This is a genomic window from Burkholderia sp. PU8-34 (genome assembly GCF_053427725.1).
The window spans coordinates 553796-576301 of the sequence record NZ_JBSAXC010000003.1 but is presented as its reverse complement, the minus strand read 5'-3'; the positions used below and the strand labels follow the sequence as shown (position 1 = coordinate 576301).

At 67.1% G+C, this 22506-nt stretch carries 18 protein-coding genes; 3 read left to right on the top strand and 15 right to left on the bottom strand.

Annotation, left to right across the window (positions count from 1 at the left end; all coding sequences use genetic code 11):
* The first annotated feature begins 48 nt into the window (after nucleotides 1-48).
* On the top strand, nucleotides 49-1749 hold the full coding sequence (locus ACV22Z_RS11095; RefSeq protein ID WP_448076329.1) for a dihydroxyacetone kinase family protein: 1701 nt from the start codon (nucleotides 49-51) through the stop codon (nucleotides 1747-1749).
* Between the two features lie 205 nt (nucleotides 1750-1954).
* Here ACV22Z_RS11095 and phaR read toward each other — a convergent pair whose 3' ends face one another.
* The 6 genes from phaR to ACV22Z_RS11065 form a co-directional block, all read right to left on the bottom strand.
* Entirely contained in the window at nucleotides 1955-2521 is a 567-nt protein-coding gene (gene phaR, locus ACV22Z_RS11090) for a polyhydroxyalkanoate synthesis repressor PhaR (protein ID WP_448076328.1), read from the bottom strand.
* A gap of 118 nt (nucleotides 2522-2639) precedes the next feature.
* Complete coding sequence (locus ACV22Z_RS11085; RefSeq protein WP_448076327.1) at nucleotides 2640-3380, bottom strand: 3-ketoacyl-ACP reductase; 741 nt, start codon at nucleotides 3378-3380, stop codon at nucleotides 2640-2642.
* Between the two features lie 103 nt (nucleotides 3381-3483).
* A complete protein-coding gene (locus tag ACV22Z_RS11080) occupies nucleotides 3484-4665 on the bottom strand; it encodes an acetyl-CoA C-acetyltransferase (RefSeq protein WP_448076326.1) in 1182 nt (393 codons plus the stop codon).
* 99 nt (nucleotides 4666-4764) lie between these two features.
* Nucleotides 4765-6633: a class I poly(R)-hydroxyalkanoic acid synthase gene (gene phaC / locus ACV22Z_RS11075; protein ID WP_448076325.1), complete on the bottom strand. Its 1869-nt coding sequence runs from the start codon at nucleotides 6631-6633 to the stop codon at nucleotides 4765-4767.
* A gap of 352 nt (nucleotides 6634-6985) precedes the next feature.
* Nucleotides 6986-7825: a peptidoglycan editing factor PgeF gene (gene pgeF / locus ACV22Z_RS11070; RefSeq protein WP_448076324.1), complete on the bottom strand. Its 840-nt coding sequence runs from the start codon at nucleotides 7823-7825 to the stop codon at nucleotides 6986-6988.
* A 6-nt stretch (nucleotides 7826-7831) separates the two neighbouring features.
* Nucleotides 7832-9031: an RluA family pseudouridine synthase gene (locus ACV22Z_RS11065; protein ID WP_448076323.1), complete on the bottom strand. Its 1200-nt coding sequence runs from the start codon at nucleotides 9029-9031 to the stop codon at nucleotides 7832-7834.
* Nucleotides 9032-9072: 41 nt separating this feature from the next.
* Between ACV22Z_RS11065 and ACV22Z_RS11060 the strand changes: the two genes are divergently transcribed.
* Nucleotides 9073-9897: an outer membrane protein assembly factor BamD gene (locus ACV22Z_RS11060; RefSeq protein ID WP_448076322.1), complete on the top strand. Its 825-nt coding sequence runs from the start codon at nucleotides 9073-9075 to the stop codon at nucleotides 9895-9897.
* A gap of 100 nt (nucleotides 9898-9997) precedes the next feature.
* Here the strand turns inward: ACV22Z_RS11060 and ACV22Z_RS11055 are convergent, their stop codons facing one another.
* The 3 genes from ACV22Z_RS11055 to ACV22Z_RS11045 all read right to left on the bottom strand — a co-directional run bounded on the left by ACV22Z_RS11055 (nucleotide 9998) and on the right by ACV22Z_RS11045 (nucleotide 13332).
* The gene (locus ACV22Z_RS11055; RefSeq protein ID WP_448076321.1) at nucleotides 9998-12241 is read right to left on the bottom strand and encodes an ATP-dependent DNA helicase; all 2244 of its coding nucleotides are present in this window, start codon (nucleotides 12239-12241) and stop codon (nucleotides 9998-10000) included.
* Nucleotides 12242-12297: 56 nt separating this feature from the next.
* Nucleotides 12298-12513 (bottom strand): DUF465 domain-containing protein, encoded by a 216-nt coding sequence (locus ACV22Z_RS11050; RefSeq protein ID WP_448076320.1) that lies wholly within the window; start codon nucleotides 12511-12513, stop codon nucleotides 12298-12300.
* 81 nt (nucleotides 12514-12594) lie between these two features.
* Complete coding sequence (locus ACV22Z_RS11045; protein ID WP_448076319.1) at nucleotides 12595-13332, bottom strand: hypothetical protein; 738 nt, start codon at nucleotides 13330-13332, stop codon at nucleotides 12595-12597.
* Between the two features lie 136 nt (nucleotides 13333-13468).
* Here ACV22Z_RS11045 and ACV22Z_RS11040 point away from each other — a divergent pair, with 136 nt between their 5' ends.
* Nucleotides 13469-15793, top strand: a complete 2325-nt coding sequence (locus tag ACV22Z_RS11040) for a Tex family protein (protein WP_448076318.1) — start codon at nucleotides 13469-13471, stop codon at nucleotides 15791-15793.
* 98 nt (nucleotides 15794-15891) lie between these two features.
* Here ACV22Z_RS11040 and ACV22Z_RS11035 read toward each other — a convergent pair whose 3' ends face one another.
* From ACV22Z_RS11035 to hflC, 6 genes are all read right to left on the bottom strand, one after another.
* The gene (locus ACV22Z_RS11035; RefSeq protein ID WP_448076317.1) at nucleotides 15892-17811 is read right to left on the bottom strand and encodes a potassium transporter Kup; all 1920 of its coding nucleotides are present in this window, start codon (nucleotides 17809-17811) and stop codon (nucleotides 15892-15894) included.
* 256 nt (nucleotides 17812-18067) lie between these two features.
* Nucleotides 18068-18658, bottom strand: coding sequence for a phosphoribosyltransferase (locus ACV22Z_RS11030; protein WP_448076316.1), 591 nt, complete (start codon nucleotides 18656-18658; stop codon nucleotides 18068-18070).
* Between the two features lie 6 nt (nucleotides 18659-18664).
* Entirely contained in the window at nucleotides 18665-20011 is a 1347-nt protein-coding gene (locus ACV22Z_RS11025; RefSeq protein ID WP_448076315.1) for an adenylosuccinate synthase, read from the bottom strand.
* A 112-nt stretch (nucleotides 20012-20123) separates the two neighbouring features.
* Nucleotides 20124-21272 carry an ATP phosphoribosyltransferase regulatory subunit gene (locus tag ACV22Z_RS11020; protein WP_448076314.1) on the bottom strand — a complete coding sequence of 383 codons (1149 nt, stop codon included), beginning with the start codon at nucleotides 21270-21272 and terminating at the stop codon, nucleotides 20124-20126.
* A gap of 98 nt (nucleotides 21273-21370) precedes the next feature.
* Entirely contained in the window at nucleotides 21371-21562 is a 192-nt protein-coding gene (locus ACV22Z_RS11015) for a DUF2065 domain-containing protein (RefSeq protein WP_448076313.1), read from the bottom strand.
* A 36-nt stretch (nucleotides 21563-21598) separates the two neighbouring features.
* The gene (gene hflC, locus ACV22Z_RS11010) at nucleotides 21599-22498 is read right to left on the bottom strand and encodes a protease modulator HflC (RefSeq protein ID WP_448076312.1); all 900 of its coding nucleotides are present in this window, start codon (nucleotides 22496-22498) and stop codon (nucleotides 21599-21601) included.
* Between the last annotated feature and the right edge of the window lie 8 nt (nucleotides 22499-22506).

Below are 22506 nucleotides of genomic sequence, written 5' to 3'. Positions count from 1 at the left end.
GCGAGCGCGTTCGGCTGCGTCCCTTTCACCTGTCCTGACACCGTCGCCATGAAAAAGCTTGTCAACCGCCCATCCGACGTCGTGCGCGAAATGCTGGAAGGTATCGCGCGGCAGTCGCCGCATCTCGCGATTCTCGGGGACGAGCACGTGCTTGTTCGCAAGGCGCTGCCCGAGCCGTCGCAGCGCGCCGTCGCGGTCCTTTCCGGCGGTGGCAGCGGCCACGAGCCCGCGCACGGCGGCTACGTCGGCGACGGCATGCTGAGCGCGGCCGTCTGCGGCGAGGTGTTCACATCGCCATCCACCGACGCCGTGCTGGCCGCGATCCGCGCGACCGCCGGCCCGAACGGCGCGCTGCTCGTCGTCAAGAACTACACGGGCGATCGGCTCAATTTCGGGCTCGCCGCCGAACTCGCGCGAGCAGAAGGCATTCCGGTCGAGACAGTCATCGTGGCCGATGACGTATCGCTGCGCAACCGCGTCGAGCGCGGGCAGCGACGCGGAATCGCGGGCACCGTGCTGATCCACAAGCTCGCCGGCGCGGCCGCCGCGCGCGGCCTGCCGCTTTCACGCGTCGCCGCCATCGCGCGCGAGGCCGCGGCCGATCTCGGCACGATGGGTGTCGCGCTCGACGGCTGCACGATACCGGGCGCCGACAAGTCGGGCTTCAGCCTCGCCGACCACGAGATCGAGCTCGGCCTCGGCATCCATGGCGAAAAGGGTGTCGAACGCACTGCGCCGCTGCCGGCCGACGCACTGGTCGACACGCTGCTGTCGAGCATCGTCGCCGATCTCGTCCTCGACGGCGGCGACCCGGTCGCACTGTTCGTCAACGGTCTCGGCGCCACGCCCGACATGGAGCTGGCGATCGTGCTGCGTGCCGCATACGACAACCTGAGCCGGCGCAGCATCGCCGTCGAACGCGTGTGGGCCGGCACGTTCCTGTCCGCGCTGGACATGCCCGGCTGCTCGATTTCCGTGCTGCGGCTGAACAACGAGCGAGCGGCGCTGCTCGACGCGCCGACGCAGGCACGCGCGTGGCCAGGAGGCGGTGCTGTCAACCCGCAGATCCGCGTGGCCGCCGCGGAAACCCGCAATGCGCCTCCCGCGCCGCTCGACGCATCCGGCCGTGCATGGGCCGCGCGCCTGCAGCCGGCGCTGCACGCGGTCGCGCGCACGCTGATCAATAACGAAGCGACGCTGACGGAACTCGACGCGGCGGCCGGTGACGGCGATCTCGGCGCGAGCATGCATCGGGCCGCGCAGGCGATTCTCGAGTTGCCCGACGCCGCATACGGCACGCCAGCCGGCGCGCTGGCGGCGCTGGGCGCCGCGTTGCGTCGCGCGATCGCGGGCAGTTCGGGGCCGTTCTATGCGACCGCGCTGCTGCGTGCGTCGCGTCGGCTTGCCGACATCGCCGAGCCGTCGGCGCGCGACTGGGCCGCTGCGTTCCGCAGCGCGGTGGAGTCGATCGGTGAGTTGGGCGGTGCGCGCGCCGGCGACCGGACGATGCTCGATGCGCTCGTGCCGGCCGTCGGCGCATTCGATCGCGCACTCGATGACGGCCTTGATGCTTCGGCCGCATGGGCAGCGGCCGTCGAAGCCGCCGAACGCGGCGCGCAGGAAACGACCCGCATGACGCCGCGCGCAGGACGTGCGACCTATCTGGGCGAACGCGCGATCGGCACGCCCGACGGGGGCGCTATTGCGGTTGCATACTGGTTGCGGGCATTGCAGCCGCACGTGCGGTGAGCGGCGACGCAGGCGGACTCGTCGCCAGCTCTAACGTACGGTTTCGGCGCGACGGCGGTGGGAGTGTGCGGCACAAGAGTGGCGAGCATCGGATGACCCGCGCGCGGCCCCCGGGCGGATGCGCCGCGCAGCGCATCGGCCCGACGGCGCGCAGATGCACCGCCGACCGCGCGACCTCGGGCCTTCTCCCGCCCGAGCCCCGCCGTTACTTCTTCTCCGGCTCCGTCGACCCCGGCTGCTTGAACGGGAACGTGCTGAACATCGACTTCGCCTGGTTCTGCATCTGCTCCTGCATCTGCACGAACATGTTCTTCGACTGCTCGATGTAGCTCGTCATCATCCCCTGCATCATCGGCGCCTGCATGTTCATGAACTGCGACCAGACTTCCGGATTCATCGCGTTCGTTTCGTACAGGTTCTTCGACTGGTCCGCGAGCTTGTTCTGGATGTCGATGAATGCCTGGATGTTCTTCTCCAGGTAGGTGCCCATCATCCCCTGCATCGCATGCCCGTAGAAGCGGATGATCTGCGACAGCATCGACGACGAGAACATCGGCACGCCGCCGCTTTCCTCTTCGAGAATGATCTGCAGCAGGATGCTGCGGGTCAGGTCTTCGCTGGATTTCGCATCGACGACCTTGAAGTCCTCCTGGTCCAGCACGAGCTGCTTCACGTCGGTGAGCGTGATGTATGTGCTTGTCTCGGTATCGTAGAGCCGGCGATTCGGATACTTCTTGATGAGCCGCTCGGCCGTTTTCTTTGTAGTAGTCATGTAACGCCTTTCATTGCCAGCGTAGCGCATTGACGAACCCCCGCCGCCCGAAAACCGGGTGGCGGGGCCCTTTGGAAATGCCGAACCGCGCGGCCGCCCGGCCCGCGCGGTCGGGGGCTCAGCCCATGTGCAGGCCGCCGTTCAGCGAGAAGTCGGCGCCCGTCGCGAAGCCCGAATCGTTCGACGCGAGCCACGCAACGATCGAACCGATCTCCTCCGGCCCACCGAGGCGACGCACCGGAATCGTCGCGACGATCTTCTCGAGCACGTCCGGACGGATCGCCTTGACCATGTCCGTGCCGATGTAGCCCGGCGACACGGTATTGACCGTCACACCCTTCGTCGCGACTTCCTGCGCAAGCGACATCGTGAAGCCGTGAATGCCGGCCTTCGCGGTCGAGTAGTTGGTCTGGCCGAACTGGCCCTTCTGGCCGTTCACCGACGAGATGTTGATGATCCGGCCCCAGCCGCGCTCGACCATCCCGTCGATCACCTGTTTCGTCACGTTGAACAGGCTCGTCAGGTTCGTGTCGATGACCGCGGTCCAGTCCTCGTGCGTCATCTTGCGGAACACGACGTCGCGCGTGATGCCCGCGTTGTTGACCAGCACGTCGATCTCGCCGACCTCGGCCTTGACCTTGTCGAATGCTTCCTTGGTCGAATCCCAGTCGCCGACGTTGCCTTCCGACGCAATGAAGTTGAACCCGAGCGCCTTCTGGTCCTCGAGCCACTTCACGCGACGCGGCGAGTTCGGACCGCAGCCTGCGACCACCTTGAAGCCGTCCTTCTCCAGGCGCTGGCAGATGCTGGTGCCGATGCCGCCCATCCCGCCCGTTACGTAAGCAATTCGCTGAGCCATAAATCTCACTCCATTTTCTTGGTTTCGAGAGTTGCCGAGCGGCGCCCTCTGACTACACGCGGTGCCTGCCGGACCGACGGCCCGGCAGGCACCGAGAGACGAATTACGGGCGTTCGACCGCGAGCGCGACGCCCATCCCGCCGCCGATGCACAGCGACGCCAGGCCGCGCTTCGCATCGCGCTTCTGCATTTCGTGCAGCAGCGTCACCAGGATCCGGCAACCCGACGCGCCGATCGGGTGGCCGATCGCGATCGCCCCGCCGTTCACGTTCACCTTCGACGTGTCCCAGCCCATCTGCTTGTGCACCGCCAGCGCCTGTGCCGCGAACGCCTCGTTGATCTCCATCAGGTCCAGGTCGCCCGGCGTCCAGCCCGCGCGCTCCAGGCACCGGCGCGACGCCGGCACCGGGCCCATCCCCATCACGCTCGGGTCGACGCCTGCGTTCGCGTACGCCTTGATCCGCGCGAGCGGCGTCAGGCCGAGTGCCGCCGCCTTCTGCGCCGACATCACCAGCACCGCCGCCGCGCCGTCGTTCAGACCCGACGCGTTCGCCGCCGTCACCGTGCCGTCCTTCGTGAACGCCGGTTTCAGCCCCGCCAGCGCGTCCGCCGTCACGCCGTGACGCACGAATTCATCGGTCGCGAACTGCAGCGGCTCGCCCTTGCGTTGCGGGATCGACACCGGCACGATCTCGTCGTCGAAGCGGCCCGCCTTCTGCGCGGCTTCCGCCTTGTTCTGCGACAGCGCCGCGAATGCGTCCTGCTCTTCGCGCGTGATCCCGTATTCCTTCGCGACGTTCTCCGCCGTGATGCCCATGTGGTACTGGTTGTACACGTCCCACAGGCCGTCGACGATCATCGTGTCGACCAGCTTCGCGTCACCCATCCGGAAGCCGTCGCGCGAGCCCGGCAGCACGTGCGGCGCCGCGCTCATGTTCTCCTGCCCGCCCGCGATCACGATGTCCGCGTCGCCCGCCACGATCGCGTTCGCCGCCAGCATCACCGCCTTCAGGCCCGAGCCGCACACCTTGTTGATCGTCATCCCGGGCACCGCGCTCGGCAGCCCGGCCTTGATCAGCGACTGACGCGCGGGGTTCTGGCCCGAGCCGGCCGCCAGCACCTGGCCCATGATCACTTCGCTCACCTGCTCCGGCTTCACGCCGGCGCGCTCCAGCACCGCGCGAATCACCGTCGCGCCCAACTCCGGCGCCGCGACCTTCGCAAGCGAGCCGCCGAATTTGCCGACCGCGGTCCGCGCGGCCGATACGATCACTACGTCCGTCATTTCACTTTCCTCCGGACCGGCGCGACACGACGCATCGCTACCTGCCCTGTTAAAAAAACTGCGGCGCGCCGGACAGCGTGCGCCGCTGTCCGGCGTTCGTCAATCGCGTTGCAGCACGTAGCGGCCAGGCGCCGGCTCGATCACCGCGAACTGCGTCGAGCCGAGCTGCGCGGGCGGCGCCCCTTTGCGGCCACCATACTGGTCGAGCCATTCGGTCCACGTCGGCCACCAGCTGCCCGGATGCTCGGTCGCGCCTGCGAACCAGTCATCCGCCGATTCCGGCAGGTCGCGATCGTCGTCGATCCAGTAGCTGCGCTTCTTCTTCGCGGGCGGGTTGATCACGCCGGCGATATGGCCCGACGCGCCGAGCACGAACTTCAGCGGGCCCGTCAGGATCGATGCGGACGCATAGGCCGTCTGCCACGGCACGATGTGATCCTCGCGCGAACCGTAGATGAAGGTCGGCACGTCGATCCGCGACAGGTCGACCGACTCGCCGCAGACGGTGAGCGCGCCCGGCACGCGGAGCTTGTTCTCGAGATAGGTATTGCGCAGGTACCACGCGTACATCGGCCCGGGCAGGTTCGTCGAATCGCTGTTCCAGTACAGCAGGTCGAACGGCGCCGGCGTGCGGCCCTTCAGGTAGTTGTCGACGACGTAGTTCCACACGAGGTCGTTCGGACGGAGGAACGAGAACGTGTTCGCGAACTCGACGCCACGCATCAGCCCCGGCGGCGTACCGCTCTTGCCACCGATCGTCTGCTCGCGCATCTGCACGTGCGCCTCGTCGACGAACACGTCGACCACGCCCGTATCGGAGAAGTCGAGCATCGCGGTGAGCAGCGTCATCGACGCGGCCGGATGCTCGCCGCGCGCCGCCAGCACCGCGAGCGCGGTCGAGAGCATCGTGCCGCCGACGCAGAAGCCGAGCGTGTTGATCTGTTCGCGGCCGCTGACCTGCTGCACCGCGTCGATTGCGGCCAGCACGCCTTCGTTCATGTAGTCGTCCCAGTTCTTGTGGGCGACCGAGGCGTCCGCGTTACGCCACGACACGAGGAACACCTGATGGCCGGAAGACAGCGCATGCGCGACCAGCGAGTTCTCGGGCTGCAGGTCGAGGATGTAGAACTTGTTGATGCACGGCGGCACGATCAGCAGCGGCCGCTCGAACACCTGCTCCGTCGTCGGCCGGTACTGGATCAGCTGGATCAGGTCGTTCTCGTAGACCACCGCGCCTTCGGTACAGCCGAGATTCTTGCCGACCACGAACTGCGATTCGTCGGTCTGCGAAATCTTGCCGCGCTGCATGTCGCCGAGCAGGTTCATCATCCCCTGCCGCAGGCTCTCGCCCTGCGTCTCGAGGATCGACTTCTGCGCATCCGGATTGAGCGCGAGGTAGTTGCTCGGCGAGGCGGCCGCCGTCCACTGCTGGACCGCGAAGCGGATCCGCTCGCGGGTCTTCGGATCGGTCTCGAGCGAGTCCGCGAGCTCCTGCAGGTAGCGCGCATTCAGCAGGTACCACGCCGCCGCGAACGCATGCGCGGGCGAGGCCTTCCACGCGTCGCCGCTGAAACGGCGATCCTTCAGCTCAGGCGCCTCGAGCTTCACGGCGGTCGCCTGCTGCATCAGCGTCACGCAGTCGCGCGCATAGTCGGACTGCAGCTTCTGCAAGCGTTCAGGCGGAATCGCGGCAACCGGCAGCTGCATCCCCGCGAACGGCGATGCCGCGGCGCCGAAGTCGGGCATCGACGGCACCTGGAACGGAAACGATTTGGGGAACTGAAATGTCGCGAACGGATTGGTCGCGGCCGACGCGGTCGCGGCACGAGCCGGATCCGCAAAACCTCGCCACGCGGTCAACCACGCCTCGAACATCTGCTGCATCGGCTGGACTGCCTGGTCGAATGCCTGGCGGCCAGCGGAAGTGTCCGCCTGTGCGGACGTCGACGAGTTTTTCGATGCTGTCATTACCTGCCTTACCGGTGATTCCTGAGCGTCTATCGTGGAAATCCTGCTCGCGACGCGGCATGCCGCCCAGCGAGCCGGGCCGTCATGCTCTGGAGAGGCATCTCCAGATTCTGCCGCAGTGCGGTATTTTTATCATTATCGTTTTCCCCATGTGAAGCGCCACATCAAACCATCGCCCTTTTCAGTGCGGAGATAATCCACGCACGACAGGCGGGACAAGGCTTCCGGCAAACGGGAAAACATTTTGATTCGCTTGACTTCGCATTTCTTCATTTGACCGCGCAAGCAACGCCGAAGCGCCGCGCCAATATCGAGATAATCGATTGTGCATCGCAACAAACCTGCGCGCAAGTCAATCTGCGAGCCAGATTGCCGCGGCCATCCGGCCCGTCACCCGGTCTCGCCGATACGAATAGAAGCGCGCGCGCTCGGTGACCGTGCACGCGTGGCCGCCGCTCACATGCATGACGCCGGCGCGCGCGAGACGCAGCCGGGCCAGTGCGTAGAGGTCGGCGAGATACTTGCCGGGCGCGCCATCGATCGCGACGAACGCGCGTCGGGTTTCATCATGCTCCGACTGCGGGGCCATGTCGAGAAATGCGTCGCGCACGTCCGCGCCGACCTCGAATGCGTGCGGGCCGATGGCCGGCCCGAGGAACGCGCGCAGGCCGTCCGGCGCACCGCCGGCAAGCGCTGCGACGCGCGCCGCCGTGTCTTCGACGATGCCGGCCGACAGCCCGCGCCAGCCCGCGTGAGCGGCGCCCACCGCGCGCCCTTGCGCATCGCACAGCAGCACCGGCAGGCAGTCGGCGACCATCACGACACAGATCGCATGCGCACGGTCCGTCACGCTCGCGTCGGCCTGCACCGGTGCGGCGGAACCGGGATCGGCCGCGATCACTTCATCCGCGCGCACGATCCGCGCGCCATGAACCTGCTCGAGCCACGCCGCGCGCGGCTCGCCCGCGAGCGCCAGCAGCCGCGCGCGATTCTCGGCGACATGCGCGGGATCGTCGCCCGTGTGCAGGCCGAGGTTCATCCCGCCCGGCTGCGCGGCACCCGCCTGCCAGCGCCCGTAGGGCCCGTCGCTGATCCCGCCGTCGCGCGTCGTGACCAGCGCGCGCACGCGCGGCGACGCCTGCCAGTCAGGCTGCACACAGTCCCGCCACGTCAACGGCGCCAGGTTCGTCATCGCCACTCACTCCTCCTCATCGTCGTCATACGGCTCATCGTCATACTCGCCGCCGAAATCGTCGTCGTACGCCCCTTCGTCGTCGAATTCCGCGTCGTCGTGCCCGAAGCCGAGCGCCTCGACGAGCGCGGTCATGTCGTCCGGCAGCGGGCAGCGCCATTGCATCGTCCTGCCCGTCACCGGATGCACGAGACCAAGCCGCCATGCGTGCAGCGCCTGCCGTGCGAACCCGTCCGGCAGCGGCTGCACCGACCGCTTGCCGCGCGCGCGCCCGTACACCGGGTCGCCGAGCAGCGGATGCCCGACATGCGAACAATGCACGCGAATCTGGTGGGTCCGGCCCGTCTCGAGGTCGCACTGGATCGCCGAAACCGGCTGACGTTGCCACATGCATGTGTCAACCGTGCGGAAATGCGTGCGCGCGGGCTTGCCGGACGCACCGGTCACGACCGCCATGCGGGTGCGCTCGCGCGGATCGCGGCCGATCGGCGCGTCGATCGTGCCTTCGTCCGGCATCGTGCCCCAGACGAGCGCGAAGTAACGGCGCTTCACGGTACGCGCCTGCAGCTGGCGGACGAGGTCGGTCTGCGCGGCAAGCGTGCGCGCGACCACCATCAGGCCCGACGTTTCCTTGTCGAGCCGGTGGACGATGCCGGCGCGCGGCAGGCCGGCCGCCGCGTCGCCGTAGCGGTGCAGCAGCCCGTTGAGGATCGTGCCGCTCCAGTTGCCCGCGGCGGGGTGCACGACGAGGCCGGCCGGCTTGTTGATGACGACGAGCGCATCGTCCTCGTAGACGATGTCGAGCGGCACCGGCTCCGGCGTGAACGCAAGCTGCTCCGGCAGCAGGTCGGGCACGAGCTCGATCGTCGCGCCAAGCGGCACCGGCTGGCGGATCTTCGCGGGCGCGCCGTCGACACGCACCCGCTGTGCGTCGATCCAGCTCTGCAGCCGGCTGCGGGAGAATTCGGGAAAGAGCTGCGCGAGCGCCTTGTCGAGGCGTTCGCCGGCAAGCGATGCGGGGACTTCGACGACGCGCGGCGCGTCGTCGCCCGCGACAGGCGGCACGACGGACGACTGCAGCGCGTCGCCGGTCAGGTCATCGTCGAGCGAATCGCCGGCGGCAGCGTCGGCTGGCCGGTCGCTTGGGCTATAATCTTCGCGATTTGACGTGCCCGGCTGGGCATTCTGCGAACTTGAACGGGTCATTTAGACTGGGTCACCGAGACTTGAAGCTAGGACATGCGAGCATGATGAATTCGACCAAACGTGCGGCAAGAACCGTCGTCGCCCGGGCCACGGCGGTTGCAGCCGCTGCCCTCATCGCGGGCTGCCACGGCTTGCCGCAGAAGCAGGACGAGACGGCGACCTGGTCGAACAACAAATTATACTCAGAGGCCCAGGACGCGCTGTCCGGCGGCGACTGGGGCAAGTGTGCGAAATACTTCGAGTCGCTGCAGGGTCGCGACCCGTTCGGGCATTTCGCGCAACAGGCGCAGATCAACGTTGCGTACTGCAACTGGAAGGACAACGAACCGGCCGCCGCCGATCAGGCCGTCGACCGCTTCATCCAGCTCCACCCGGATCACCCCGACGTCCCGTACGCGTACTACCTGAAGGGCATGATCCACTTCAACGACGATCTGGGCCTGTTCGGCCGCTTCTCCGGCCAGGACATGAGCGAGCGCGACCCGCAGGCGCTGCGCGAGTCGTACGATGCGTTCAAGGTCGTCGTCGACCGTTTCCCGAAGAGCAAGTACGCGCCCGACGCCGCGGCCCGGATGCGCTATATCGTCAACGCGCTCGCGTCGCACGAAGTGCACGCCGCGGACTACTACTACCGACGCGGCGCGTACGTCGCGGCCATCAACCGCGCACAGCTCGCGATCAAGGAATACAAGGGCGCACCGGCGATCGAGGACGCGCTGCACATCATGATCCTGTCGTACGGCAAACTGAACCAGCCGCAGCTCGCCGAGGACACGAAGCGCGTGCTCGCCGGCACGTTCCCGGACAGCCCGTACATCACGGGCCATGCGCGCCCGGGCGCGGCGAAGTCGTGGTGGCAGTTCTGACCGTCGGTGTCGCGTGAAGCAATAAAAAACCCGGCCCATCAGGCCGGGTTTTTTATTGGCGCCACTGCACAGCGTGGCGCCAGCCGGTAGCCCCGTACGGCTATATCCGCTTTGCCGCGCGGTGCTCGGCGAAGAACTCCTCGACGACCTCGATCTCGCGGGTGCGCTTGAACGGCGGCAGGCTCTGCCAGATCCGCCGTCCATAAGGTTTATCGACGAGACGCGTATCGCAGATCATCAGCACGCCGCGGTCGGTCTCCGCGCGAATCAGCCGGCCTGCGCCCTGCTTCAGCGTAATCACGGCCTGCGGCAGCTGATGCACGGCGAACGGGCTCAGCCCTTTCTTCGTGAGCGCTTCGAGCCGCGCGGCGAGCACCGGATCGTCGGGCGGCGCGAACGGCAGCTTGTCGATCACGACGAGCGACAGCGCGTCGCCGCGCACGTCGACGCCTTCCCAGAAGCTCTGGCTGCCGACGAGGATCGCGTTGCCGTACGCGCGGAAGCGGTCGAGCAGCTCGGTGCGGCTCGCATCGCCCTGCACGAGGAGCGGCGTATTCCAGCCGCGCGACTCGATCACGTCGCGCAGCTTCGCGGCGATCCGGTCGACTGCGCGCAATGTCGTGCACAGCATGAACACCCCGCCGCCCGACGCCTCGATCGCCGGCAGCGCGGCATCGAACACGGCGTCCGTGAATGCCGGCGACGACGGCTGCGGCAGATTGCGCGGTACGTAAAGCAGCCCTTGCGTCTGGTAGTCGAACGGGCTCGCGAGCGTCATCGAGCGCCGCGAGCTGAGCCCCATTTGCGCCGCATAGTGCGTGAAATCGCCCCGCACGGACAGCGTCGCCGACGTGAACACCCACGCGCGCGGCACACCGGCGCGCTGCTTCGCGAAGATCGGCGCAACGGATAGCGGCGTTTCATGCAGCTGGACCGTATGCGAGAACACCTCGACCCAGCGCACTTTCTCGTTGGGGTCGTCACCTGCGCCCGACGCCCCGTCCGCTGCGGCCTGCGCAGCCTCCTGGGCGGCACCGGGCGCGACCCAGCCCGCAAGCATGTCCTGCAGCTCGCGCGCGCGCCGCAGGCACGCACCGAGCGACTCCGCCCGTTCGGCCTGGCTCGCGAGCGCCGACGCCAATGCTTCGAGCGCAGCCTCGAGCCCGTCGAGCGCACCGAACAGCGGGTGGTCGTCGCCAAGCTGCGCAAGCGACATGCGCACGATCGTGTCGTCCGCGAACGCGAGCCGCACATCGCGCGCCGCCCGCTCGAGCGCGCCGCCGAGCTTCACCCACTCGACCGCATCGCGCGCGTGGCTCAGGCCTTCCGCGACCGTGTCGCGCGCGAGTTCGAGAATCTGCGTCGTCGACAGCGTCTCGCCGAAGAACAGCGTCGCCGTCTCCGGCAGCTGGTGCGCTTCGTCGAAGATGATCGTGTTCGCGTTCGGCAGCAGCTCGGCCATGCCGGTGTCGCGCAGCATGATGTCCGCGAAGAACAGGTGGTGATTGACGACGACGACGTCGGCCTGCTGGGCCTCGCGTCGCGCCTGCATCACGAAGCAGTCCTTGTAGTGCGGGCACTCCTGGCCGAGGCAGTTGTCGCGGGTCGACGTGACCATCGACCACACGGGCGCCGTCTCCGGCACGCTCGCCAGTTCGGCCTTGTCGCCGCTCTTCGTGATCTTCGCGAAGCGGACGATCTCCTGCAGGTAGGCCGTGTCCTGACGCGACGGCAGCCGCCCGTTGTCGGCGGTGCGCTGCAGGTAGTAGTGGCACAGATAGTTCGCGCGACCCTTGAGCATCGCGACCGTCACCGGCACCGCGAGCGCGTCGCGCACGGTCGGGATGTCGCGCTGGAACAGCTGGTCCTGCAGGTGCTTGGTGCCCGTCGACACGATGACCTTGCCGCCCCACAGCATCGCGGGCACGAGATACGCATAGGTCTTGCCGGTGCCCGTGCCGGCCTCGACGATCAGCGTGTTGTCGCCCGCGTCGTCGGCGGCACCATCGGCGTCCGCGCCATCCGCGCCGGCCTCGCCCGCCTTCTCTGCGTCGTTCTGCAGACGGCGTGCCGGACGCTTGCGCGTCTCGAAAATTTCAGGCTCGGGCATCCGGCGCGCGGACGCCTCCATCGCGGCCGCGACCGCGCGCGCCATCTCGATCTGCGATGCACGGGGCCGGTAGCCGTCGAGCGCGCGCGCGAACAGCCCGCCGTCGCCGAAGATCGTGTCGAGTTCGTCGACACGCTTGCGGCTCAGCTCGAAGGCAGCTTCGGGCACACGAACGCGCCCGGCGGACGAGGCGTCTCGCCGGGCATCGGGGGTGGCTTCAAGCGGTGAATTCAAGGCAAGCGTTCCTGTGTCCAGCGCCCGTTGCGGCGCCGGCGCTTGCCAGGCCGCGCTCAGGCGCGCTTATCCGGTTCCAGCTGCGACTGCAGCATGATGATTTTGTCCTTGGCCAGCAGCTTTTCCTTCTTCAGCCGGTGCAGAGTGATGTCGTCGATGTCGGACCGCCCTTCCTTCAGCTCGATCTCCCGAGCCAGCTGCGCGTGGAGCTCTTCCAGTGAAGCCAAACGGTTGTGCAATTCCTGCTGCTGTTCCACTTGACGGTTCTGCATGTGCGCCTCCTCATCGAAGCAGCGCACCGGCTTGCGCGCCGGCGCGCTCGGGACTGTTGTCCGGATCAACGTTCCAACACGTTACTGCCCCTGCTGCTGTTGCTGCCTGGCCTTCTCGGCCGCGTCCTTCTGCCGCTGCTCCACATCGGCCTTGTGCTGCGCCGCTTCCTTCTGCTTCTGCTCGTACCGCGCCGCGTTGTCCGCCCGTTCCTGCGCCTTCTGGGCGGCCTGCCGGTGCGCGTCGTCGAGCTTGCGCTGGAAATCGGCCTGCTTCTGGTCGTAAGCCTGCCGGTTCGCGCTGCGCTGCGGGCCTTCCGCGCCGCGCTGCGCCTGCTTCAGCGCGTTTTGCTGCTGCTTGTCGCGATAGGCGGCCGCGTTCGCCGCTTCGTTCGCCGCGCGCTGCGGCGCTTCCGCTGCATTCTGCGCCTGTTTCAGCGCGATTTGCTGATCGCGCTGTTGCGCCCGCACCGCGCGCTCCTCGTCGTCGAGCGCAAGCTGCTCCTGCCGGACGCTCGCGCGCTCCTCGCGCATCTTGTCGCGCGCCTTGTCGAGACAATGGTTGACGAAGAACGTGCTGTAGCAATCGTGCTCCGCTACCGCATAACGATAATCGTTTTCGGCCGTGCGTTGATCGAGCACTTTTTGACGGGCGTCGAAGTCGGGGGCGGCGCCGTTCGCAACGGGCGCTGAAGCGGCGGCAGCCGACGCCTGCGCATGCGCGCCGGCCGCCCCGAAGGTCAAAGCCGCGGCGAGCGCTGCGCCGAGCGCGACGAGAGGAAAACGGGAGGTTGGCAACGTCGTAGGAAAGCTGCGGGACATGTGTCAAATTCTATCACCCCGCGGATGGGCGCTCCGCCATTTATGGCAAAATGCCCCGCTTCACTCACCCGCGGCGTCAGGTTCGGCGGGCCCCGCCGGCCCGCGCCGCGATTTCAGCAGGCAGATCATCCACGACATGACGGAAACCGTAGCACTCAAGATCGTACAGCGCATCGCCACCGAACTGACCGTCCAGCCGCGCCAGGTCGCGGCGGCAGTGCAACTCCTCGACGAAGGCGCGACCGTTCCGTTCATTGCCCGGTACCGCAAGGAAGTGACCGGCAACCTGGACGACACGCAGCTGCGCCAGCTCGAAGAACGCCTGCTGTACCTGCGCGAGCTCGAGGAGCGGCGCGCGTCGATCCTCGCGAGCATCGACGAGCAAGGCAAGCTGAGCGACGAACTGCGCGCCGCGATCGACGCGGCCGACAGCAAACAGGTGCTCGAAGACCTTTACCTGCCGTACAAGCCGAAGCGCCGCACGCGCGCGCAGATCGCCCGCGAAGCCGGCCTCGAGCCGCTCGCGCACGCGCTGCTCGGCAACCCGCTGCTCGATCCGCAGACCGAGGCGGCCGCTTACGTCGACGCCGACAAGGGTGTCGCCGACGTGAAGGCCGCGCTCGACGGCGCCCGCGACATTTTGTCCGAGCAATTCGGCGAGACGGCCGAGCTGCTCGGCAAGCTGCGCGACTACCTGCACAACCAGGGCGTCGTATCGTCGGCAGTCGTCGAAGGCAAGGAGAACGAAGAAGGCGAGAAATTCCGCGACTATTACGACTACGCGGAAACGATCAAGACCGTGCCGTCGCACCGCGCGCTCGCGCTGTTCCGCGGCCGCAATGCAGGCGTGCTGACGGTCAAGCTCGGCCTCGGCGAAGAACTCGACGCGCAGGTGCCGCACCCGGGCGAAGCGATGATCGCGCGCCATTTCGGGATCGCGAACCAGAACCGGCCGGCCGACAAGTGGCTGTCCGACGTGTGCCGCTGGTGCTGGCGCGTGAAGGTACAGCCGCACATCGAGAACGAACTGCTGACGCAGCTGCGCGAGACCGCCGAAACCGAAGCGATCCGCGTGTTCGCGCGCAACCTGAAGGACCTGCTGCTTGCGGCGCCGGCCGGCCCGAAGGCCGTGATCGGTCTCGACCCCGGCCTGCGCACCGGCGTGAAGGTCGCGGTCGTCGATCGCACCGGCAAGGTGCTCGCGACCGATACGATCTACCCGCACGAGCCGCGCCGCGACTGGGACGGCTCGATCGCGAAGCTCGCGCGCATCGCCGCGCAGACGCAGGCGGAACTGATCAGCATCGGCAATGGCACCGCGTCGCGCGAAACCGACAAGCTCGCGAGCGAGCTGATTGCCAAGCACCCCGAACTGCGCCTGCAGAAGATCGTCGTGTCGGAAGCCGGTGCGTCCGTGTACTCGGCATCCGAACTCGCGGCGAAGGAATTCCCCGAACTCGACGTGTCGCTGCGCGGCGCCGTGTCGATCGCGCGCCGCCTGCAGGATCCGCTCGCGGAACTCGTCAAGATCGAGCCAAAGGCGATCGGCGTCGGCCAGTACCAGCACGACGTCAACCAGCGCGAGCTCGCGCGCTCGCTCGACGCGGTCGTCGAGGACTGCGTAAACGCGGTCGGCGTCGACGCGAACACCGCGTCGGCTGCGCTGCTTGCGCGCGTGTCGGGCCTGAACGCAACGCTCGCGCGCAATATCGTCGACTACCGCGACGCGAACGGCCCGTTCCCGTCGCGCGACCACCTGCGCAAGGTACCGCGCCTCGGCGACAAGACCTACGAGCAGGCAGCCGGCTTCCTGCGCATCAACGGCGGCGAGAATCCGCTCGACCGCTCGTCGGTGCACCCGGAAGCCTATCCGGTCGTCGAACGGATCCTCGCGAAGATCAGCAAGCGCATCGATGACGTGCTCGGCAGCCGCGACGCGCTCGCGGGGCTGTCGCCGGCCGAATTCGTCGACGAGCGCTTCGGTCTGCCGACCGTGCGCGACATCCTGTCGGAACTGGAAAAGCCGGGCCGCGACCCGCGTCCGGAATTCAAGACCGCGACGTTCCGCGAAGGCGTCGAGAAGGTGTCGGACCTGGCGCCGGGCATGCTCCTCGAAGGCGTCGTGACGAACGTCGCCGCGTTCGGCGCGTTCGTCGACATCGGCGTGCACCAGGACGGCCTCGTGCACGTGTCGGCGATGTCGACCAAGTTCATCAAGGATCCGCACGAGGTCGTGAAGGCCGGCCAGGTGGTCAAGGTCAAGGTGCTCGACGTCGACGTCAAGCGCCAGCGCATTTCACTGACGATGCGTCTCGACGACGAAGCCGGCCCGGGCGCATCGGCGCGCGGCGGCCAGCAGGATCGCGGCAGTGCAGGCCGCGGCCAGGCGCGAGCGCCCCGCTCGCGCGAGTCGGAACCGGCCGGCGCGATGGCCGCCGCGTTCGCGAAGCTCAAGCGCTGAGTCTCGCTTCACGGCTTCACCGCAACAAAAAGCCCGCCTGATGACGGCGGGCTTTTTTTCGTTCCGGCGGCAGGCGGGACGCTCGCCCCGCCATCGCGTCAGATCTCGATCTTCGTGCCGAGTTCGACCACGCGGTTCGCCGGAATCGCGAAGAAGTCGGTCGGCTTCGCGGCGTTCTGGTGCATCCACGCGAACACCCGCTCGCGCCAGATCGACATGCCCGGCAATTGCGTCGGCACGACCGTTTCGCGCGCGAGGAAGAACGACGTATCCATCAGCTCGAACGTCATGTCGTGCGTGCGGCCGAATTCTTCCAGTACCGCCTTCACGTCGGGCGTCTCGTTGAAACCGTATTCCGCCTTCACGATGTACATGCCGCCGCCCGCATCGCGCGAGGTCAGCCGCTTGTCGTCACGCACGTACGGGATGTCGCGCGTGACGAACGTGAGGAAGATGGTCCGCTCGTGCAGCACCTTGTTGTGCTTCAGGTTGTGCAGCAGGCTGACCGGCACGAGCGTGTCGTTGCCGGTCAGGTAGATCGCGGTACCCGACACGCGGTGCGGCGGATGCGCGAGCAGCCCTTGCAGGAACGGTTCGAGCGGGATACCGTCGGCCGCCGTACGCTCCTTGACGATGTGGCGCCCCTTGTACCAGGTCATCAGCAGGAAGAACAGCAGCGCACCGATGCCGAGCGGCAGCCAGCCGCCCTGCGCGACCTTCAGCAGGTTCGCGCCGAAGAAGCCGAGGTCGACCGCGAGGAACACGGCGATGATCGCGCCGACCAGCAGCTTGTTCCAGTTCCACACCTTCACCATCACGACGGCCGCGAGCACGGTCGTGATCACCATCGTCGCAGTCACTGCGATGCCGTAGGCCGCGGCCAGGTTGTCCGAACTCTTGAAGCCGATCACGATGCAGAGGATCACGAACAGCAGCATCCAGTTCACGACCGGCACGTAGATCTGGCCGATCGCCAGTTCGGACGTGTGCAGCACTTTCATGCGCGGCACGTAGCCGAGCTGGATCGCCTGCGACGTCAGCGAATAGGCACCGGAAATCACCGCCTGCGACGCGATCACGGTCGCGACCGTCGACAGCACGACGAGCGGCAGCAGCCCCCAGTCGGGTGCGAGCAGGAAGAACGGGTTCTCGATCGCCTTCGGGTTCTGGATCAGCAGCGCACCCTGCCCGAAATAGTTGAGCACGAGCGACGGCATCACGAGCCCGTAGGCGGCGAGGCGGATCGGCTTCGCGCCGAAGTGCCCCATGTCCGCGTAGAGCGCTTCCGCGCCCGTCAGCACCAGCACGACCGAGCCGAGCACGACGTAGGCCTGCAGCACGTGCTCCGACATGAACGACGCGGCGTAATACGGGTTGATCGCCGCGATGATGCCCGGTACGCGCGCGATGTGGTACACGCCGAGCGCGGCAATCACGACGAACCACAGCACCATGATCGGGCCGAACAGCTTGCCGACCGTCGCGGTGCCGTGACGCTGGATCCAGAACAGCGCGATCAGGATCACGATCGTGATCGGCAACACCAGATGGGACAGGTGCGGCGTCGCGATCTCGAGGCCTTCAACCGCCGACATCACCGAGATCGCCGGCGTGATCACCGCATCTCCGTAGAACATGCAGGCGCCGAAGATGCCAAGCGCCATCAGCGCGCCCGTCACGCGGGCTTTCGAGTCGAGCGGCCGCAGCGACAGCGCCATCAGCGCCAGCACGCCGCCTTCGCCGTTGTTGTCGGCGCGCATCACGAACAGCAGGTACTTGATGCCGACCACCAGGATGATGGCCCAGAACAGCAGCGAGATCACGCCGAGGATCGAGCTTTCCGTAAGCGGAATGCCATGCGCGGGGCTGAACGCCTCCTTCAGCGAATACAGCGGGCTCGTGCCGATGTCGCCGAACACAACGCCGATGGCAGCGATCGCGAGTGCCTGCAGCGAATGTTGTTGCGTCGACGAGTGCGGCGCGTGGATCGCGTTGGTCGCGTGGGTCGTGTCGTTCATATGAAGCGTAATAATCGGGTCCGGAGTCGGACAAAACGAGCGCTATTCTACCCACACATGCCAAAAATGCCGCCCTGTCCTGTTGCCGCAAAGCCACGTGACGCACACCGCGCATGCAACGCGGCGCGAGCTGTGGCAGGGCTGCCATCATAGCCGCGGCCGCGGTGTCTGCCTACCCTCGAGCGCGGCCCGCCCATGAAAAACGGCGCCGCAAGCGGCGCCGTGAAAGGGTCTCCAGCAATCGGCAGACAGGCGCTTATGCGCCGCCGCCGTTACGCTGCGCGTTGCCGCGCTTGATCCAGGCTTCGAGATTGTGCGGACGAACCGTGTCCCACTCTTCGAACGGCTGATGGATCCACGGATTCGTCGGCAGAAACTGCACGTGGTAATCGGGCTTCACCTTCGAGCAGCCCTTGTACCAGAGCACCGCCGAGCGCACGGCCGTGACGGCCGGATAGCGCTCCTTCAGGTGCTCCTGCACGCGCGCGAGCGTGACGCCGGAATCGACGAGGTCGTCGACCAGCAGCACGTTGCCCGCGAGGTGGCCGCGCGTCATCGTGATGTACTGCGCGATGTCGAGATCGCCCTGCTCACGGCCGGCCGCTTCCCGATACGAGCTGGTCGCGAGGATCGCGAGCGGCACGTCGTAGATGCGCGACAACTGGTCGCCGACGCGCAAACCGCCGCGTGCGAGACACAGGATCTGGTCGAATTTCCAGCCGGATTCATGCACCTGGAGCGCGAGCAGCTCGATCAGGCGGTGATACTCGTCCCAGCCTACCCAGAGATTCTTGTCGTCGTTGCGCGGATCGGACATGACAAGCGAAGTCGTAATTTGCTGCGTCATCGAGCGTTACACCTTGAACGGATGGCGGAGCAGAATCGTCTCGTCGCGGTCCGGACCGGTCGACACCATGTCGATCGGCACGCCAGCCACTTCCTGAACGCGGGTCAGGTACGCACGGGCGTTCGCCGGGAGTGCATCCCACGAATTGATGCCGACGGTGCTTTCCTTCCAGCCGACGAACGTCTCGTACACGGGCTCGCAGCGTGCGACGTCAGCCGCGCCGCGCGGCAGGATGTCCGCATCGTTGCCGTCGATCTTGTAACCGACGCACAGCTTGACCTCGTCGAGGCCGTCGAGCACGTCGAGCTTCGTCATGCACAGGCCCGACACACCGTTGATCTGGATCGAACGGCGCAGCGCAGCGGCGTCGAGCCAGCCGGTACGGCGCGGACGGCCCGTCACCGAACCGAATTCCTTGCCGACGTTCGCGAGCGTGATGCCGATCTGGTCCTGGCGCTTCGGGTTGTCCGCGTCGTACAGTTCGCTCGGGAACGGGCCCGAACCGACACGCGTGCAGTACGCCTTCGTGATGCCGAGGATGTAGTTGAGCTTCTGCGGGCCGACGCCCGCGCCGGCTGCCGCCGCGCCGGCAACGCAGTTGCTCGACGTGACGAACGGATAGGTGCCGTGGTCGATATCGAGCAGCGTGCCTTGCGCGCCTTCGAACAGCAGGTTGAGGCCCGCGTTGTTCGCGTCGTACAGACGGCGCGACACGTCGGCCACCATCGGCTTCAGACGGTCCGCATAGCCGAGCATCGTGTCGAGCGTGGCCTGGAAGTCGACCGCCGCGCCGCCCAGGTACTGGGTCAGCACAAAGTTGTGGAAGTCGAGGTTTTCGCGCAGGCGATCGGCGAAGGTCTTTGCATCGAACAGATCCTGCACGCGCAGCGCGCGGCGGCCGACCTTGTCTTCGTATGCCGGGCCGATGCCGCGGCCGGTCGTGCCGATCTTGCCCGCGCCCTTGCGTGCTTCGCGCGCCTGGTCGATCGCGATGTGATACGGCAGGATCAGCGTGGTCGCTTCGGAAATGAACAGACGCTCGCGCACGTTCAGGCCGGCCTCTTCGAGTTCGCCGATTTCCTTGAACAGTGCCTCGGGAGACAGGACGACGCCGTTGCCGATGTAGCAGGCAACGCCTTCACGCATGATGCCCGACGGGATGAGGCGCAAGATGGTCTTCTTGCCGCCGATGATGAGGGTGTGGCCGGCGTTGTGGCCGCCCTGGAAACGCACGACGCCTTGAGCGTGGTCCGTCAGCCAGTCGACGATCTTGCCTTTGCCTTCATCACCCCATTGAGTCCCCACGACGACGACATTGCGCCCGGGAGTCACATTCACTGCGCTGGCAGACATGTTGATTCGTTAGCTGGTTAAAAACGTATTCTACCTATGTTCGCGGGCGATTCCGAATTTTTCCGTTTCGCTTCAACGATATGGACGCCAAAACACGGCCCGCGAACGCCTTTTAACGGGGTTCGACCACCCATGCGCCGTTGCGCTCGACGAGCGAGCGGTCGCATGCGAACTCGTCGAGCACATGGTCGTGCCCCGGCAGCGCCTGGATCACGACCTCACCCGCGTCGCGCAACACCGCGACGGCTGCGCGCAGCGCGTCGTCCTGCACCCACGGCGCGAGGATCGCGGTGCCGCGCGCCTCGACGGGCGAGATCCGCGCGATTTCGCGCAGGTCGAGCGAGAAGCCGGTCGCCGGACGCGCGCGGCCGTACGCCTGCCCCACGTGATCGTAGCGGCCGCCGCGGGCAACCGCGTTCGGCACGCCGTCGACGTACGCCGAGAACATCGCGCCGCTGTGGTACGCATAGCCGCGCAGGTCGGCCAGGTCGATCGCCACTTCGGCGTTCTTCACCTGCGCCGCGAGCTGCGCGAGATCGTCGAGCGCACGGGTGATTTCCGGCAGCGCCGGCAGCTTCGCACGCGCCTCGTCGAGCACGCTCGCGTCGCCGTACAGGTGCGGCAGCGCGCGCAGCGCGGCGCGCGTGTCGGCGCCGAGATCGTCGGTCAGCTCGTTCAGCAGCGGCACGTCCTTGCCCGCCAGCGCATCGTAGAGCGCCTCGCCGCGCTCGGCCGCCTGCGCGTCGCGCGCGAACAGCGCGGCGAGCACGCCGGCGTGGCACAGGTCGAGACGGATCTTCGACAGGCCGGTCAGGTGGAGCGCGTCGAGCATCAGCTGCTGGATCTCGAGATCGGCTTCGAGGCCTGCGTGTCCGTAGATCTCCGCACCGATCTGGATCTGCTCGCGCGTCGCATGCAGGCCGCGCGGACGCGTATGCAGCACATTGCCCGCGTAGCAGAGGCGCGTCACGCCCTGGCGGTTCAGCAGGTGTGCGTCGATGCGCGCGACCTGTGGCGTGATGTCCGCGCGCAGGCCGAGCGTGCGCCCCGACAGCTGATCGACGAGCTTGAAGGTGCGCAGGCGCAGATCGTTGCCGCCGCTCGTCAGCAGCGACTCGAGATATTCGAGCAGCGGCGGCATCACCATCTCGTAGCCGTACGAACGGAAGCGGTCGAGCAGCCTGCGGCGCAGCTCCTCGATCTTGCGCGCTTCCGACGGCAATACGTCGGCGATATTCTCGGGAAGTAACCAGGTCGACATCGTTACGGTCCTACGACAGGAAACATGGCGCGCGACACGCGCACCGCGGGGTGAATCGGATTCGAGTGGAAGCGGACGGGCCGGTGCGCCCGTCCGGATCAGGTGGCGAGCAGCAGCAGCGTGAGCCCGAGCACCATCACGATCAGCCCGCCGATCCGGATATGATGCGGCGGCCGCTCCGCTATTCTACGAAACGTGTCGCGCCAGGCGACGGGAAAAACGAAGGGGAACGCCCCCTCGATGATCAGCATCAGCGCAACTGCGAGCAACAACGAGCCAGCCAGGTCCATGCGAGCGACGGCGCCGCGCGATGCGGCGCCCCAAGGTCAGTGTTTGCGGGGAGCGGGCGCCGCCGGTGCGGCGCCGCCCGTCGGGCTGCGCATGAAGCGGAAGAACTCGCTGTCAGGATCCACGACGATGATGTCGTTGCGCTTGAAGGTGTTCCGGTAGGCCTGCAGGCTCGCGTAGAACTGGTAGAACTGCGGATCGCGGCCGAACGCGTCGGCGGCGATCGTCGCGGCCTTCGCATCGCCCTCGCCCTTGATCGTCTGCGCGGACTTGTACGCATTCGCGAGCACGGCCTGCTGCTCGCGCTCCGCGTCGGCCTTGATCCGCTCGACGTCTGCCGCACCCTCGGCACGGACCTGCTCGGCCTGGCCATGCAGCGCCGCGATCATCCGCTGATACGCGGCATCAGCCTGCGCAGCAGGCAGATCGACACGCGTGAGCTGCACGTCGACCACATCGACGCCGAATGCGGACGCCTTTGCCTGCAGCGCGCCGCGGGCCGCGTCGGCGATCGCACGCTGCCCGCCGATCGCATCGTCGAGCGCGTGCTGGCCGACCGCGTCGCCCAGCGCCGCCTTCATCGCGGCGGTCAGCCGGTTGGCGGCCTCGGACGGCTCGCCGCCTGTCGTGACGAAATACTTCATCGGATCGGCAATCCGGTACTTGACCGCATAGCCGACGAGCAGGTCGTGCTTGTCGGCGGTCGAGAGCTGCAGCGGATCGGCCGACTCGAGCGTCTGCAGTCGGGTGTCGATCAGCGTCGCCGTCTGCAACGGCGGCGGCAGCTTGAAATGGACGCCCGGACCGGCCAGCGAAGGCTCCGCGCCCGAGCGGCCGGACAACACGGCCATGTGGCGCGGATCGACGGTGAGCACGGTCGACGACGCGGCAAACGCGGCGATCACGATCGCGACGACAAGCGCAATGATTCGATTCATGACACGCG

Bases quoted from the DNA above. Each gene is read 5' to 3' on its own strand.
- ACV22Z_RS11095 (WP_448076329.1), top strand. From the start codon at position 49: ATGAAAAAGCTTGTCAACCGCCCATCCGACGTCGTGCGCGAAATGCTG.
- phaR (WP_448076328.1), bottom strand. From the start codon at position 2,521: ATGACTACTACAAAGAAAACGGCCGAGCGGCTCATCAAGAAGTATCCG.
- ACV22Z_RS11085 (WP_448076327.1), bottom strand. From the start codon at position 3,380: ATGGCTCAGCGAATTGCTTACGTAACGGGCGGGATGGGCGGCATCGGC.
- ACV22Z_RS11080 (WP_448076326.1), bottom strand. From the start codon at position 4,665: ATGACGGACGTAGTGATCGTATCGGCCGCGCGGACCGCGGTCGGCAAA.
- phaC (WP_448076325.1), bottom strand. From the start codon at position 6,633: ATGACAGCATCGAAAAACTCGTCGACGTCCGCACAGGCGGACACTTCC.
- pgeF (WP_448076324.1), bottom strand. From the start codon at position 7,825: ATGACGAACCTGGCGCCGTTGACGTGGCGGGACTGTGTGCAGCCTGAC.
- ACV22Z_RS11065 (WP_448076323.1), bottom strand. From the start codon at position 9,031: ATGACCCGTTCAAGTTCGCAGAATGCCCAGCCGGGCACGTCAAATCGC.
- ACV22Z_RS11060 (WP_448076322.1), top strand. From the start codon at position 9,073: ATGATGAATTCGACCAAACGTGCGGCAAGAACCGTCGTCGCCCGGGCC.
- ACV22Z_RS11050 (WP_448076320.1), bottom strand. From the start codon at position 12,513: ATGCAGAACCGTCAAGTGGAACAGCAGCAGGAATTGCACAACCGTTTG.
- ACV22Z_RS11045 (WP_448076319.1), bottom strand. From the start codon at position 13,332: ATGTCCCGCAGCTTTCCTACGACGTTGCCAACCTCCCGTTTTCCTCTC.
- ACV22Z_RS11040 (WP_448076318.1), top strand. From the start codon at position 13,469: ATGACGGAAACCGTAGCACTCAAGATCGTACAGCGCATCGCCACCGAA.
- ACV22Z_RS11035 (WP_448076317.1), bottom strand. From the start codon at position 17,811: ATGAACGACACGACCCACGCGACCAACGCGATCCACGCGCCGCACTCG.
- ACV22Z_RS11030 (WP_448076316.1), bottom strand. From the start codon at position 18,658: ATGACGCAGCAAATTACGACTTCGCTTGTCATGTCCGATCCGCGCAAC.
- ACV22Z_RS11025 (WP_448076315.1), bottom strand. From the start codon at position 20,011: ATGTCTGCCAGCGCAGTGAATGTGACTCCCGGGCGCAATGTCGTCGTC.
- ACV22Z_RS11020 (WP_448076314.1), bottom strand. From the start codon at position 21,272: ATGTCGACCTGGTTACTTCCCGAGAATATCGCCGACGTATTGCCGTCG.
- ACV22Z_RS11015 (WP_448076313.1), bottom strand. From the start codon at position 21,562: ATGGACCTGGCTGGCTCGTTGTTGCTCGCAGTTGCGCTGATGCTGATC.
- hflC (WP_448076312.1), bottom strand. From the start codon at position 22,498: ATGAATCGAATCATTGCGCTTGTCGTCGCGATCGTGATCGCCGCGTTT.